This is a genomic window from Pseudomonas germanica, from assembly GCF_019614655.1.
Lineage (GTDB): Bacteria > Pseudomonadota > Gammaproteobacteria > Pseudomonadales > Pseudomonadaceae > Aquipseudomonas > Aquipseudomonas neuropathica.
Genome location: NZ_CP071586.1, coordinates 3,188,431 through 3,201,904 on the forward strand (window position 1 = coordinate 3,188,431; position 13,474 = coordinate 3,201,904).

General features: G+C 58.8%; 12 protein-coding genes. 6 read left to right on the forward strand and 6 right to left on the reverse strand.

Annotation, left to right across the window (positions count from 1 at the left end; all coding sequences use genetic code 11):
- Positions 1-109 precede the first annotated feature (109 nt).
- Together J0G10_RS14260 and J0G10_RS14265 are read left to right on the forward strand one after the other, a co-directional pair.
- Complete coding sequence (locus J0G10_RS14260) at positions 110-1,237, forward strand: saccharopine dehydrogenase family protein (protein ID WP_095049903.1); 1,128 nt, start codon at positions 110-112, stop codon at positions 1,235-1,237.
- A gap of 1 nt (position 1,238) precedes the next feature.
- Entirely contained in the window at positions 1,239-1,730 is a 492-nt protein-coding gene (locus J0G10_RS14265) for a DUF2269 family protein (RefSeq protein WP_095126424.1), read from the forward strand.
- Here J0G10_RS14265 and J0G10_RS14270 read toward each other — a convergent pair.
- From J0G10_RS14270 to J0G10_RS14280, 3 genes are all read right to left on the reverse strand, one after another.
- Positions 1,714-2,175 carry a thiol-disulfide oxidoreductase DCC family protein gene (locus J0G10_RS14270; RefSeq protein WP_095126423.1) on the reverse strand — a complete coding sequence of 154 codons (462 nt, stop codon included), beginning with the start codon at positions 2,173-2,175 and terminating at the stop codon, positions 1,714-1,716. The two genes, J0G10_RS14265 and J0G10_RS14270, sit on opposite strands and share 17 nt — an antisense overlap.
- Before the next feature lie 135 nt (positions 2,176-2,310).
- Complete coding sequence (locus J0G10_RS14275; protein ID WP_220558738.1) at positions 2,311-3,312, reverse strand: acyltransferase family protein; 1,002 nt, start codon at positions 3,310-3,312, stop codon at positions 2,311-2,313.
- A gap of 141 nt (positions 3,313-3,453) precedes the next feature.
- Entirely contained in the window at positions 3,454-4,014 is a 561-nt protein-coding gene (locus tag J0G10_RS14280) for a nucleotidyltransferase family protein (RefSeq protein WP_095049906.1), read from the reverse strand.
- A gap of 217 nt (positions 4,015-4,231) precedes the next feature.
- Between J0G10_RS14280 and J0G10_RS14285 the strand changes: the two genes are divergently transcribed.
- Together J0G10_RS14285 and J0G10_RS14290 are read left to right on the forward strand one after the other, a co-directional pair.
- Positions 4,232-5,389: a response regulator gene (locus J0G10_RS14285; protein WP_220558739.1), complete on the forward strand. Its 1,158-nt coding sequence runs from the start codon at positions 4,232-4,234 to the stop codon at positions 5,387-5,389.
- A gap of 43 nt (positions 5,390-5,432) precedes the next feature.
- On the forward strand, positions 5,433-9,806 hold the full coding sequence (locus tag J0G10_RS14290) for a response regulator (protein WP_220558740.1): 4,374 nt from the start codon (positions 5,433-5,435) through the stop codon (positions 9,804-9,806).
- A 132-nt stretch (positions 9,807-9,938) separates the two neighbouring features.
- Here the strand turns inward: J0G10_RS14290 and J0G10_RS14295 are convergent, their stop codons facing one another.
- Positions 9,939-10,301, reverse strand: coding sequence for a DUF6124 family protein (locus J0G10_RS14295; protein WP_220558741.1), 363 nt, complete (start codon positions 10,299-10,301; stop codon positions 9,939-9,941).
- 494 nt (positions 10,302-10,795) lie between these two features.
- Between J0G10_RS14295 and J0G10_RS14300 the strand changes: the two genes are divergently transcribed.
- On the forward strand, positions 10,796-11,803 hold the full coding sequence (locus J0G10_RS14300; protein WP_220558742.1) for a Rossmann-fold NAD(P)-binding domain-containing protein: 1,008 nt from the start codon (positions 10,796-10,798) through the stop codon (positions 11,801-11,803).
- A gap of 155 nt (positions 11,804-11,958) precedes the next feature.
- Here the strand turns inward: J0G10_RS14300 and J0G10_RS14305 are convergent, their stop codons facing one another.
- Positions 11,959-12,207, reverse strand: coding sequence for a DUF6555 family protein (locus J0G10_RS14305; RefSeq protein WP_077572547.1), 249 nt, complete (start codon positions 12,205-12,207; stop codon positions 11,959-11,961).
- Between the two features lie 195 nt (positions 12,208-12,402).
- Here J0G10_RS14305 and J0G10_RS14310 point away from each other — a divergent pair, with 195 nt between their 5' ends.
- Entirely contained in the window at positions 12,403-12,837 is a 435-nt protein-coding gene (locus J0G10_RS14310; protein WP_116255646.1) for an HhH-GDP family DNA glycosylase, read from the forward strand.
- A 42-nt stretch (positions 12,838-12,879) separates the two neighbouring features.
- Here the strand turns inward: J0G10_RS14310 and J0G10_RS14315 are convergent, their stop codons facing one another.
- On the reverse strand, positions 12,880-13,353 hold the full coding sequence (locus tag J0G10_RS14315; protein ID WP_220558743.1) for a short chain dehydrogenase: 474 nt from the start codon (positions 13,351-13,353) through the stop codon (positions 12,880-12,882).
- Positions 13,354-13,474 lie beyond the last annotated feature (121 nt).

A 13,474-nucleotide genomic window follows, 5' to 3' on the forward strand; every position in this document is an offset into this window, starting at 1 on the left:
TGCGCAAATGGATCTCGTCGGCTGGCGAACAACTGATCTGAATGGCCTGCTGACGTTCGGCCCTATATCCTTCCCGCCTGTTTGATGAAATGACTTAGGGAAGAATTGCATGCCGTTCAGGGTGATGGTGGTCGGGGGCTACGGAAATTTCGGCAGCATCGTGTGCAGACATCTGGCGCTGATGCCGGACATCGGGCTGGTGCTGTCGGGTCGTGACCCGCGCAAGTTGCAGCGCAAACTCGATGAGCTCAACAGCCATTCGGGAAACGTCTGCGAAGGCTGGTGCGGCGATGCCATGGGCGCGGAGTTCGAAGCCGCTTTGCGTGCGCTGAACATTCAGTTGGTCGTCCATACCGGCGGGCCGTTTCAGGGGCAATCCTATGCCGTTGCACAGAGTTGCATCGATGCCGGCGTGAACTATTGCGACCTCGCGGACTGCCGCACCTTCGTCAACGGCATCGACGTGCTCGATGCGCGGGCGAAACAAGCGGGCGTGGCGATCCTCAGTGGTTGCAGCTCGGTGCCGACACTGTCTTCAGCGATCATCGATGAGCAGCGCCAGCGCTTTTCGCGCATTGACTCGATCGAGCATGGCATTTCTTCCTCGGCGAAAATGCCCGGGTTGTCGACCATCGAAGGTGTCCTGGCTTATGCCGGCAAACCGATCAAGCAACTCAAGAACGGCAAAGTCCATGAAGTGTCGGGCTGGCTGGACCTGACCCTGCGCAAGATGCCGCAGATGGGCACCCGATTGCTGGCCAACGTCGATGTCCCGGACATGGACATCTTCGCCGGTCGTTATGGTGCGCAAACCCTGAGCTTCAAGGCGGGCGCCGGTCTCAAGCTCGGCGGTTTCGCCAACGGCTTGCTGGCTCAGGCGCTGAAAGTCGGGCTGGTGCGCGACCATGCCTTGTGGGCCGGAAGACTGCATCGGCTGGGCATGCGATTCGAGCGATTCGGCGATGGCAAAAGTGCGATGTACATCGACGTGCAGGGCCTTGGTGTTGACGGCAAGCCGCTGTCGATGACCGCACAACTCACGGCTTTGAACGACAAAGGCCCGGAAATCCCCAGCTGCGCCGCCGTGGCCCTGGCCACGAAAATGGCCCAGGGCCACGTGCCAACCGCCGGCGCCAGACCGTGCGTGGGCGAAATCAGCGTCGCCGAGTACATGGCCGCGATCAACGACCCGGACAACCTGAGCCTGGCCGTGCATTTCTCGGACGGGCAGCGCTGACATGCTCTATCTGTGCCTCAAGTACCTGCACATCATCGCCGCGATCTTCCTGTTCGGTTTCGGCATGGGCTCCTACCTCTACCTGATCGCCGCCAGCCGCACCGGCAATCCGCACGTGATAGCGCACGTCGCGCGCATGGTGGTGCGCTTCGACACCTGGATCACCACGCCGGCCGGGTTTGTGCAGATCATCACAGGTTATCTGCTGATGCGGCTTTCGGGGTTGTCGATGAGCGCCGAGTGGGTGCTGACCTCGCTGATCGTCTTCTTCTGCGTCGGCTCGCTGTGGCTGCCGGTGTTGCTCCTGCAGAAGCGCCTGTATGTGATGGCGTCGAGTGCGAGCGAGGCGGGGGCGGGGCTTGATGAGCAGTATCAAGCCGTTTACCGGAAGTGGTTCTGGATGGGCGTGCTCGGGTTTGCCGGGATGTTTGTCATCGTGCTGATGATGGTGACGAAGATGACGCCGGTGCAGTTGATTAGCTTTCTGGCGTAGTTGTTTTCAGAAAGCGCTGTTGATGATCCGGGGTTGGCAGCAGGCAGGTGTCGTACTTGCCGAACAGTCGGTAGCGGTTCAGCGCGATGCGGTCGTAGGCCCAGTCGCGCAGGCCGCGCGGGAATACGCGTAGCAGCCGCAATGGCTGCCAGCGGGCGGGTAGTTGGCTGATGACTTCGAAGAACGCGTCTGAACGTTCCCAATAGTGACGGTCACGGATTACCGCCATGGTGTCGAATTGATCGACTGGCAGGCCGGCCCACGCGAGCAAGGCTTGTCCCTCCGGCGACTGCACCGCTGCCAGACGCACGCGACGTTGATGATCATGGCGAATCAAAAAACGCGCCCAGCCGTTGCAGAGTTTGCACACGCCATCGAACAGGACCACGGATTCGCCGGGGTTGAGGAACGGGGCGGGGGTAGGGCGGGTTTTCGGGGTGGGCATGGGTTTTGTGTTCAAGACGTCGGGTGTTGCGATCATAGCGCCGCCAGCAGTGGTTCGCGAATGACTGCGCTCGCTTAGGCACATGAATGTGAGAGACAGGCCACGTTCAGCAGCGCGATCTGTCGCCTGTCGCCGTCAAGCCGTTGCCTCACTTGCCCGAACGGCCCCCACTCGATCCTTGGAGCCGGCCCGAAGTTTATGCCGAAACTTCAACGCTGGCCGCTCGACGCAGTAATACGAAACACCACTGAGCAAGAACGACAGCACCAACACCGTTGCAACCTTGGACCAATCGAATGAGGTGATCGGCCAGAGGCCGTGCAGGAAGTAAATCACCAGGAAGTGATTGAGGAATACGCCATAGCTGATGTTCCCGAGAAACTCGTCAATCCGGTGAAATTTGAGTGTTGTCAGCCCGTACACCGCAGGGATGCCCAGGGCAATGCCGGCGGCCACTTCGGCGTTGGACGGCCGACGTTCGATCCAGCCCATCATGATCGCCGCAAAGATCAATGCCGCTGCCACAGCGGTACCGCCAGCAATCGCGAAACCCTTCGCCTGCGGTTTGTAGAGGTAGCTGCCGCACAGGAAGATGAACAGGACACCCGGCAACAGACGGTAGCCGTAGTAGTCGGTGTTGATGAATCCAAGGCAGGCGGGGATGAAGACCGCAACCGACAAGGCGAAGGCCGCGCCCCGTAGTCTGTAGATGAGCAGGAACGGGATCACCAGGTAGAAACACATCTCCAGTCCTAGCGACCAGGCCGGTGGCACGATTCCCGCTCCGGTCACGCCGAACATATAGAAACCGAGGGGCACTATTGCAAGGCTCGCGGCGATGTTTTTGACGTTCAGTTCAGCCCATTGCGGCGTGCCAGGCAGGAGGAAATAGATCACCGCACAAGAGAGGATGAAGTAGAACAGGAATTGCGGGTAAAGGCGCAGGGCGCGGTCCAGGTAGAACCGGCCAACTTTCTCGGGCGCCTGGTAATTGCGCTCGATCAGTGAGGTCATCACAAAACCACTGATGAGCAGGAAAGAAATCACCGCCACCACGCCCGGGTTGAACCCCATGAACATCTTGCCCATATGCGAAACAGCGACCAGGACGGCCAACAGCAGACGATAGGCTCCCACGTGTATCCCCAAAACGACCTTGTAGTTATGGCGGGTAAATTACGATGGTTTATGGGTGGATAACAGGTTTTTCTCTGCGTTCGGGGTTAAAGGATTTCAGCGGCTGATCACCTCAGGAGGCTAGGCCAGTCGCCATTGACCTTATCGTTGCGTGACGAATATCAGCTCAGGCCAAATCTCACGCCACGCTTTGGATCTAATGCGGTCCAGGAACAGGGGGTACTTTTCGGATTTGAATCGATCAGTCGGCCGCACCACTCCTGAGAACAGGTCTTCCAGCCCCAGCGGTGCTGAAACTTCCACTTCACCGTGATGATCAAGCCTGACAGCGACGGCCGTGGCAGTCTCGGGCCAGCAGGTCATTGCATCGGTCGTCGATTGATAAGGGGTATCGGCATTGCGCAGGTGCATTCGCGCCTGATTTTTTACAGACCAGTTCACTTCACTACACCGGCTCGACAGCGTTCTGACCAAAGCGGAATCCGCTTCTGTATTGGCACGTGCCGGGTCGAACCAGATGACATCGATATCATCTGGCAGCGCTGAAGGCTTGCGTTGATGCAGGTGATCCCATACCAGACTGCGCACGAAGCCGGCGGCAATCCAGCAGTCGGGCAAGTTCAGATCGCGAGCCATACGCAGGATTTTCATCCTTGCAGGGTCGTGAGTAAGCAGGGCCTTTAGTTGTGCTACGTGCTTCATCGCGTGTCCTCTATTACATCCAGTCACTGCTTGGGAGCCAGCGTGGACATTGACTATTGTCTGCTTCCGGCCAGTAGCAGACATTCGATCTAGTGCCTCTACGATCCAACCTACAGATCTCCGCCTAGCGATTGCAGCTTTTATAGCTACGCTTGCCAGCAAGAGACTGGTGCAAGTGCGCCAACTCCTTAATTGTCTGGCAAGGGAGCCAACAACCATGGATAGCACTCAGGGCGTTTATCCATCAGCGACCGTTCTGGTGGTCGACGATACCCCCGACAACCTGATGTTGATCGCCGAGTTGCTGAAGGACAAATATCGGGTCAAGGCCGCCAACAGCGGCGAAAAGGCCCTACGCCTTCTGCAGGCCGACCCGCTTCCCGATTTGATCCTGCTGGACATCATGATGCCGGGCCTGTCCGGTTATGACGTTGCCGAGCAGCTCAAGCTTGACGTTCGCATTCGCCATATACCGATCATTTTCCTCACCTCCATGACTGCCACGGAGGACGAGATTCGCGGCTTGAGCCTCGGGGCTGCGGATTACATCACCAAGCCGATCATCCCCCCGGTGCTCATGGCCAGGGTCGAGACCCAAATCAAGCTCAAGTCCCTTGCCGATTTCCTGCGCAATCAAAACGAATTTCTGGAGCGGGAAGTGCAGCGCCGCACCCGGGAGGTGATCGCCATCCAGGATGTCACCATCCACGCCATGGCTTCGCTGGCCGAAACCCGTGACAACGAAACCGGCAACCACATTCGCCGTACCCAGCACTACATCAAACACCTGGCTGAACTGTTGCGCAACCACCCGCGTTTCCGGCACTTTCTCGACGAGGACAGCATTAAGCTGCTCTTCAAATCGGCACCGCTGCACGATATCGGCAAGATTGGCATTCCCGATCGCATCCTGCTCAAACCGGGACGGCTCACCGCTGAAGAGTTCGAGATCATGAAGACCCACACCACATTGGGGCGGGACGCCATTCAGCACGCGGAGGATCAATTAGGCATAAACGTCGATTTCCTTCATTTGGCCAAGGAAATCGCCTACGGCCATCAGGAAAAGTGGGATGGCAGTGGCTATCCGCAAGGCGTGGCCGCCGACGATATCCCGATCAGCGCCAGGTTAATGGCCGTGGCAGATGTCTACGATGCGCTGATCAGCCGCCGCGTGTACAAGCCCGGCATGCCTCACGAGCAGGCGGTGAAAATCATCGGCGAAGGCCGGGGCTCGCATTTTGATCCGGACATCTGTGACGCGTTTCTCGCCAATGCCGAGCAGTTCCGCGCAATTGCCGAGCGATTTGCCGACAGCGACCAGGACATGGCCAGGCAGTTAGCACTGCTTGAGCAGATTGCCGAACGTCCCTGAATCACGCGCATTACTCTGCACATCCAGCTGAAAGAGGCCGTTTATGAACAGACTGTTCGAGATGCTCGAGCGCCTGTCTCTGCGCAGTAAATTGATCATCGGCTTCGCTGCGCTGCTGATATTGATCCTGATATTGGGCGTGCAAAGCCTGCGCACGCAGTATTCGCTAAGAACTGAAATGCAGCAGTTGTACCAACAGGATCTGGTAGGTATCCAGCATGTGCAGGAGGTTCGGGTGCAGTTGCCGCATCTGTTGCTCGCCATGCAACGTGCAATCGCGACCAACAACGCAGACATCCGTATCAGCGCCAGAGCCCAGATGGATGTCGCCCAGGCGCGACTCCACGAAGCGCTGGAGCAGGTTCGTCCAACGCTGCGCAGGCAGAGCAGCGTCAGCAGCCTGCTGGAATTCGAAATGGTATTAAAGCGTCTGCAAAAAGACGGCGATGAGGCACTGGAGCTGGCCGGCAAGGGTTCCTTGGGTCAGGCCTTGATGTTGCTCAACAGTAAGGATTTTCTTGCGCTGGAACAGGGCGGCGATGGGCTGCTCAACCAGATCGAGAAAAACAAGGAAGCCGACATCCACGATACAGCGAAGAACCTGGCGGAGTACGCAGAGCGTAGTACTGCGATCACGTCCATCTTGCTGCTGGGTGGGTCGACGCTGGCCTTGCTGTTGACTTGGCTGGTCAGCTATTCCATACGCGTGCCGTTGAATCGCGTCCGCGTGGCGGTGGACGAATTGGCGTCCGGCAAGCTGGACGGTCAGATCCCGCACACCGATCTTCGCAACGAAACCGGCGACCTGGCGCGTGCCATCGCCACGCTGCAGCTGGAAGCTTGTCAGCTTGAGCGACAGCGCTGGATCAAAAACCACACGTCGCTCCTGCAAGTGGATCTGCAACAGGCGGAGACACCGCAGCAGTTGGCCCAGGCTTTTTTCAGCCACATCGCGCCGCAGTTGGGCATGTGCCAGGGAGCGCTTTACGTTCTCTATGAAGGCGCGGCACGCCTGCGCCTGGTTGGCGGTTATGCGGTGGACAGTGTTCACCCGCTACCCGCTGAACTTGATCTCGGTGAAGGGTTGCTTGGCCAGTGCGCACTGGATCGCCAGCCCCGCCAGCTTCAGGATCTACCGGAACCGTTTTGGCATGTACGTACGCCATTGGGCGCAGCCCCGGCCAGCGTCCTGTTGGTTCAGCCCGTGATGCGTGGCGAACGCCTGCTCGGGGTGATGGAAATGGCCGGTTTTCGCCAACTGGAAGAGAACGAAGCGCTGCTGCTGCAAGAAGTCCTGCCCCGGCTGGCCGGCGCCATGGCCATTATGGAACGCAGTGAGGCAGCTCAGGCGCTGCTCTTGGAAACTCGCCGTCAGGCAGACGAAATGGGCGCGCAGGCTTTGCAACTGGAGCACCAGGCCAGCGAGCTGGAGGCCCAGCAGGCCGCATTGCGCGCCACCGAAGCCTGGTACCGCGGCATCATCGAGGCAGCACCGGACGGCATGCTGGTGCTGGGCGCCGACGGTCGCATCCTGATGACCAACCCGCAGATGGATACCCTGTTTGGCTACGCCCCCGGCGAGCTGATTGGCGCCAGCATCGAGCGTCTGGTACCGCAGGCTGCCCGCGAGCGCCATGTCAGGTTACGCGACGGGTTCATTGCCAGCGGCGGAACCCGGCAGATGGGCGGCGATCTTGACGATCTGAGCGGTGTACGCAAAGACGGCAGTTTGTTCTCCGTAGAAATTGGCCTTTCCCATCTACCGCGCCTGGAGGGGCGTGGCGTCTGTGTGTGCGCCTCGGTGCGCGATGTCAGTGAGCGCAGGGCGATGGAAGCCAGGCTGCGCACGGCCAGCGATCGTCTGAATCTGGCGCAGGAGTCCGGTGACATCGGGCTGTTCGACGTCGACCTGGTCAGTGGCACAAACTATTGGACACCCCAACTCGAAACCCTGTTTGGTCTGGAGCCAGGCGGCTTCGGCGGTACGCTGGCGCACTGGAAGGCACTGGTGCATCCCGACGATCTGGCGCGGGTCAGCAGCACGTTCGAGAGTGCCGTCCAGAGTGGCGATGATCGCGCCGAGTTCGACTTCCGGATTGTGCGTAAAAACGATGGGCAGGTGCGCACGTTCCGGTCGCTGAATCGCTTCTCACGCACGCCTGACGGCAAGCCATTGCGCGCAACCGGCATCAACATCGATGTAACCGCACTGGCAGAGGCAAGGGCTGCGGCCGAGGAGGCCACGCAGGCCAAGAGCGAGTTTCTCGCCAACATGAGCCATGAGATCCGAACACCGATGAACGCCATCATCGGCATGAGCCACCTGGCGCTGCGTACCGAACTGGATAAACGCCAGCGCAACTACATTGAAAAAGTCCACCGATCAGCGGAGAACCTGCTGGGAATCATCAACGACATTCTCGACTTCTCAAAGATCGAAGCCGGCAGGATGAGTCTCGAACAGATCCCGTTCCGTCTGGAAGATGTACTCGACAGCTTCGCTGCCATGATCGGCTTGAAGACCGAGGACAAGGGGCTGGAGTTGTTGTTTCAGATTCCGCCTGACCTGCCCACAGCCTTGCTCGGCGACCCCCTGCGACTGGGGCAAGTGCTGATCAACCTCGGCAACAACGCGGCCAAGTTCACCGAACACGGTGACATCGTGGTCGGCGTTGAAGAAGTTGCTTCTCACAACGAACACGTGCAACTGCATTTCTGGGTGCGCGACACGGGCATCGGCATGACCGTCGAGCAGTGTTCACGTCTGTTCCAGTCGTTCAGTCAGGCTGACAGTTCGATCACTCGCAAGTACGGGGGCACCGGGCTGGGATTGTCCATCTCGAAGAAGCTGGTGGAGCTGATGGCCGGTCGAATCTGGGTTGAAAGCCAACCGGGAGTCGGCTCCACGTTTCACTTCCAGGTACAACTCGGCGTACAGCAAAATGTTCCGCCGCGTCGCATGTTCAAGGCTGGCGAGCTGTTGGGCATGCGCGTGCTTGTCGTGGATGACAACGCCAGTGCCCGTGAAATCCTTTCGGGCATGGCGCGCAGCTTTGGTCTGGAAGTGGATGTCGCGCAGAGCGGTAGTCTGGCGCTGCGCATGTTGACCGACGCCGAGCACAAGGTGCTGCCTTACGATCTGGTCTTGATGGACTGGCGGATGCCCGGCATGGATGGCATGGAAGCTGTGAGCAGAATGCATTCCGCCAGCCTGATGCGCACGCCATCGGTGATCATGGTGACCGCTTTTGGCCGCGAAGAAGCCCGCGAAGAAGCCGAGCGCCAGGGCATCCAGTTGCCGGTGGTACTGACCAAACCTGTCACGCCGTCCTCGTTACTTGAAGCCATCGGTGTCGTGCTGGGCAGAGACACCCACAGCGATACTCGGGCTGGCGAACGCTCCCTGCACAATGCCAACACCGTCGCCAGCCTCAATGGAGCGCGACTGCTTCTGGTCGAAGACAACGATCTGAATCAGGAACTGGCCAGCGAGCTACTGGAGAGTGTCGGAATACGCTTGCGACTCGCCACGCACGGCCAAGAGGCCCTGGATATTCTCGGCGAGGATGACGACTTCGATGGCGTGCTGATGGATTGCCAGATGCCGGTGATGGATGGCTACACAGCCACCCGGAAAATTCGTCAGCAACCGCGCTTCCGCACTCTGCCAGTGATCGCCATGACCGCCAACGCCATGGACGGTGACCGCGAGCGCGCGCTCGAATGCGGTATGAACGACCATATCTCCAAGCCACTCAACGTCGAAACCATGTTCGCCACAATGGCAAAATGGATCAAACCACGAGTCGCTCAAGCTTCGCTGAACGCAGGTTTGGTCGATGGATTGCCAGATCGTCTTGAGGGCATTGATCTGGCTGCGGGACTCGCCACCTGCATGGGGCGGCGGGATCTCTACTTACGTCTACTCTGCAAGTTTCGCGACACTCAGACAGATTTTTCCGAGCAATTCCAGGCCGCACGAATCGATCCGGATTCTGCTGCTGCCGCACGACTGGCGCACAGCTTGCGCGGCACCGCCGGCAATATCGGCGCCAAGGCCGTGGCGCAGGCTTGCACGTTGTTAGAACAGGCCTGTCAGGACGACGAGCCGGTTGAGGTCGTGCAAGCGCTAGCGATGCAGGTCGAGCATTACTTGCTCCCGACCCTCGCGAGTCTGGCGAACCTTGAGGCGGACACACTGGCCTCCACGGAGGGTGACCTGCTGGACGACGCGGCAATCAGCGAGCAACTGAACCGGCTTATTGTTCTTCTCGACGAAGGTGATACGGCGGCTTTGGACGTGCTGGCGGCCCTGCGCAACAGGCCACTCGATCAAGCGCTGGCAGAACGTCTGGCACTTGCCGCGGCGCAGGTGGAGCTGTTCGACTTTGATCGCGCCTTGAAGCTGCTTCAGTAAAATTGAGTTGGGTAAACACGTAGCCGTTTAGTTTTAATTGCAACTGACGGCTTTTGGCCGAGAGCGGCCACCCAATGCAATCTTTATCCCTTTGTGACAGCAGCCAGAACGCCGCCACAAAGGGATTACTCATCAATCCACCGGCACAACTTTATCCAGCGCTTGATTTACCGCCAATTCGCCCAGCATTACCACTTGCGCAATGCCCAGCGCAGTTTTGCGGTGGCCTGGGTCGAGGAGGGCGGCGAAGTTGCAGAGCATTTCGGTGGCTGAACTGAGAGATTCGCTGGCGTTAACGAGCAGGGACTCGCTGTCGTAATCGGAGTTGGCCAGAAACATGGGAGCGTGTTTCTGGTCGCTGCCCATGATGCGTTGTGTTGGCGTGAGGTAGTAATCGAGGGCGCGTTCGGCGGCGTCGTTGAGTGTTCGCGAGTCTGGAAATTTGTAGGGTGAGACTGGATCGGTTTCTGGGGGATTCGGCGTTGGTTTGAACATAGATGAAGCTCCATATGGGACTTAAGGAGCCATCACCTTCGCTACCAAACGAAAGGTGGTGGCCATACGAAGGTTGGTAGACCGGCCCATATGGAAAATCCGGCGCGCCCGAGGGCGCCCTGCGCATGGCCACCATAAGACAAATGCTGAAAAGCATCTGCGCACGGTGACGTTATGCGTCATATGAGAGCGGGCTACCAAACCCCATCACTGTTTTTCAGTGACCCAGGAACGATAAAACCCGCGCCGCAGACGCACAAGCCGGCGGATTCTGGCGTAGTCGTAGGCAATGGCGCAAGACGTTGTAGCCTTAAGCAGGTAACGCGACGTGTCTTTTAAACAACCATGAAAAACGCCTAAACACGGCTCATCAACACTCCGTTCAAAATCGCATTCGTCGGTCCACTCTCCAGCTCAGGCAATGGCGGGGAACCCTCACGACAGGGCACGCACCAACACTAGGTTGCAACCCCAAAAGACGAGGAAGGATACCCATGTCAGTTCACCCGATTTTGTTCCTGGGCGGTTCCGGCGCCATTGGCCACCGTTCTGCCGAAGCGTTGCGTGCTGCTTATCCCGGCGTCCCGTTGCTGATCGGCGGCCGAGACCTGGCCAAGGCTGAGCAAGCCGCCGAGGAAATGGGCGGGGCGCAGGGCGTGATTATTGACCCTGCGGCCGATGACCTGGGGCTGGGTGATCGCCCGGTCAGTGCCGTGGCGGTTTTCTATATGGATCATTCCCTTGCCGGGTTGCGTTTCGCGCAGAGGCGCAAGGTCCCGCACCTGAGCATTTCTTCTGGCATTTTCGAGATGGCGCCGCAAATCGCGAGCTACATCCACCGCCCTGATGCGGCGCCCATCGTGCTGGGTTACGAGTGGATGGTAGGCGCGACGACCGTTGCGACGCTGCACCTCGCCGAGGCCTTTGCCCGGGTGCGCGATATTCGTATCGATGCGTTGGTCGACGAGCAGGATGGCGGCGGGCCGACCGTGGCTAAGGATTTCGAACACCTGAACAAGCTGCTGCCCGCCGCCCTGACTCGGCGCGAGGGCGATTACCTCTGGCGCGAAGGGGCGGACAAGAACGTCAGCTTCAGAGCGCTGGACGGCACGCCGATGCAAGCCAGCGGCTTCTCGTCCATCGATGTCACCGGGCTGGCGGCGGCCACCGATGCGCCAAATGTTCAGTTCAATCTCGCCAGCGGAGTGAGTTCATCGCGGCGCGCCGGTCGGCCGATGTCGACCGAGATTCTCATCGAACTGCTGGGTGAGGATCATCAAGGGCGCCCGTTGCACACCCGGCATGCTCTCGTTCACCCGGCAGGCGCTGCAGCGTTGACGGGTCTGAGCGTCGCCATGCTGCTGGAGCGATTGCTTGGGCTGGATGGTCAGCCGCCGACTCCGGCAGGTCTTTACTTTCCTTATCAGTTGCTTGACGCCGGTGCATATCTGCAGCGTCTGAGTGAAGAGGGTGGTGAGTTGCTTCAACTGAATGTGCAGTAGGGCAGGCCTCTTTCGGAATGCTGATTTTGCTCATTGAGCCGCTGACGAGCCTTTAAGTGCTCGCCAGCGATGATTTGCTCACGGTGACTGCCAAACGCCGCCGTCAGCCACCGGCACCCTCACCCAGATCATCTTACCGATCTGTTTGAACATGACTAAGCCTCCGTCCAGTCCACCGTCGCCGTTTCGCGCCATTTCACCTCGGTGATACCGAACCGCTCGGCTTGGGGTTTGGAGATGACTTTCAACGGAGGCTTGCCGGGTTTTGGAATCGGCGCAATGCCGGCGTCGCAACTCGCCCAATGCCATGCGTCAGCGTTGCGCATGGTTTTTGCGCGGATGACGAATGACTTTGGCTGGCCGTGAAGTTTGTATTCGATGACGAAGATGTCGACGTTACTCATGCGCTCCTCCTTACGCTCATACGCAAATGAGTTTTGCCGACGAAAAAAATTCAAAGGATTTTCGGGAGTTCGTTTCAGGCCGCTGGTAGGTGTTTTGCTTTGAACGGTTGGAACCGGCGGCAGCCTAACGATCAAGTACTTACCAGGCAGGCAGAGGACGAAAAATCCCCACGATTTCAACTCCGGAGGTTAGCGGTGAACAAGACCATCAGCGCCAGGGATTTGAACATTCAGCTTAAGCACAACGATGACGGTGGCTTGTTCAAATGGCTGCTCGCGAGCTTCTTGATGGGCAAGCGGATACAGGCTGAAATCGCTGCCGAAGCGTATCGGGTGATTGCCGATAAACACGGGCGCGATACGCCGCGCAAACTGGCTGCGTGCAGCCATCGTGAACTGGTCGCGATGCTAGGGGAGGCGCATTACGTGCGTTACGACGAGACCACTGCCGTGCGGCTGCACGCCTTGGCACGCAAGCTTAACGACGAGTACGCGGGCAAGGTCAGCCACATGGTCGAGGCAAGCCCTGATCGCCAGGCATTCGAGAGGCGACTGGCGGAGTTCGATGGTATCGGTCCGAAGACCGTGGAGATCTTCATGCGCGAAGCCAGCGCTGTAATCAGCCTTTGATCGCGGCCGTAAAAAACGGTCACCGCCCGCGTCGTGCAAAGCCTATTTGACTCGACGGCCAGAACGATTGATCGCCAACAAGCACAGCCCTACCAGCAATGCCGCGCCTGCAACCAACAGCGCAGAAGGTTGCATCGGCTGGCGGCCGGCTGTCGTGTGCCGCTGCGATATCGTCAGAGGTCGGGTTTTAACGGTCACTTCGTCAAACGTCCGCAATGGTGAAACGGCTTCTGCCTGAAACGGCATTTCCTCGATGCTCAGACGCAACCCATCCGCCAGTTCCAGTGTTCGCGCGGTAATCGTGCCAACGATTCTGCCCGGATAAACCGGCTCGCCATTGGGATCGAGTTGGTCATACAGGAAATTCTGTCCTTCAAGCCAGCCGACGGCCGTCTGCAACTCGGGGCCCAGGTAATACTTGCCATCGAGGAAAAATCCAGGAAATTGCGGCGCGCGCTCGACGCTTTCAATGCAGTAACGCTCACCCGGTTTCATACCGGTTTCAGGGGCAATCATGGTCAATCCCTCCACTGTAGGTTCAGTGGTAGAGAACAAGGATCGACCGTCGTTCCATGTAAAGGAGGAAAGGTAGCGGTTGTCCCGGAACGGATCTGTAACAGGCGAAAACAACTTCGCC

Excerpts from the sequence above, each read along its gene's own strand:
- J0G10_RS14260 (WP_095049903.1), top strand. The coding sequence starts at position 110 with ATGCCGTTCAGGGTGATGGTGGTCGGGGGCTACGGAAATTTCGGCAGC.
- J0G10_RS14265 (WP_095126424.1), top strand. The coding sequence starts at position 1,239 with ATGCTCTATCTGTGCCTCAAGTACCTGCACATCATCGCCGCGATCTTC.
- J0G10_RS14270 (WP_095126423.1), bottom strand. The coding sequence starts at position 2,175 with ATGCCCACCCCGAAAACCCGCCCTACCCCCGCCCCGTTCCTCAACCCC.
- J0G10_RS14280 (WP_095049906.1), bottom strand. The coding sequence starts at position 4,014 with ATGAAGCACGTAGCACAACTAAAGGCCCTGCTTACTCACGACCCTGCA.
- J0G10_RS14285 (WP_220558739.1), top strand. The coding sequence starts at position 4,232 with ATGGATAGCACTCAGGGCGTTTATCCATCAGCGACCGTTCTGGTGGTC.
- J0G10_RS14290 (WP_220558740.1), top strand. The coding sequence starts at position 5,433 with ATGAACAGACTGTTCGAGATGCTCGAGCGCCTGTCTCTGCGCAGTAAA.
- J0G10_RS14295 (WP_220558741.1), bottom strand. The coding sequence starts at position 10,301 with ATGTTCAAACCAACGCCGAATCCCCCAGAAACCGATCCAGTCTCACCC.
- J0G10_RS14300 (WP_220558742.1), top strand. The coding sequence starts at position 10,796 with ATGTCAGTTCACCCGATTTTGTTCCTGGGCGGTTCCGGCGCCATTGGC.
- J0G10_RS14305 (WP_077572547.1), bottom strand. The coding sequence starts at position 12,207 with ATGAGTAACGTCGACATCTTCGTCATCGAATACAAACTTCACGGCCAG.
- J0G10_RS14315 (WP_220558743.1), bottom strand. The coding sequence starts at position 13,353 with ATGATTGCCCCTGAAACCGGTATGAAACCGGGTGAGCGTTACTGCATT.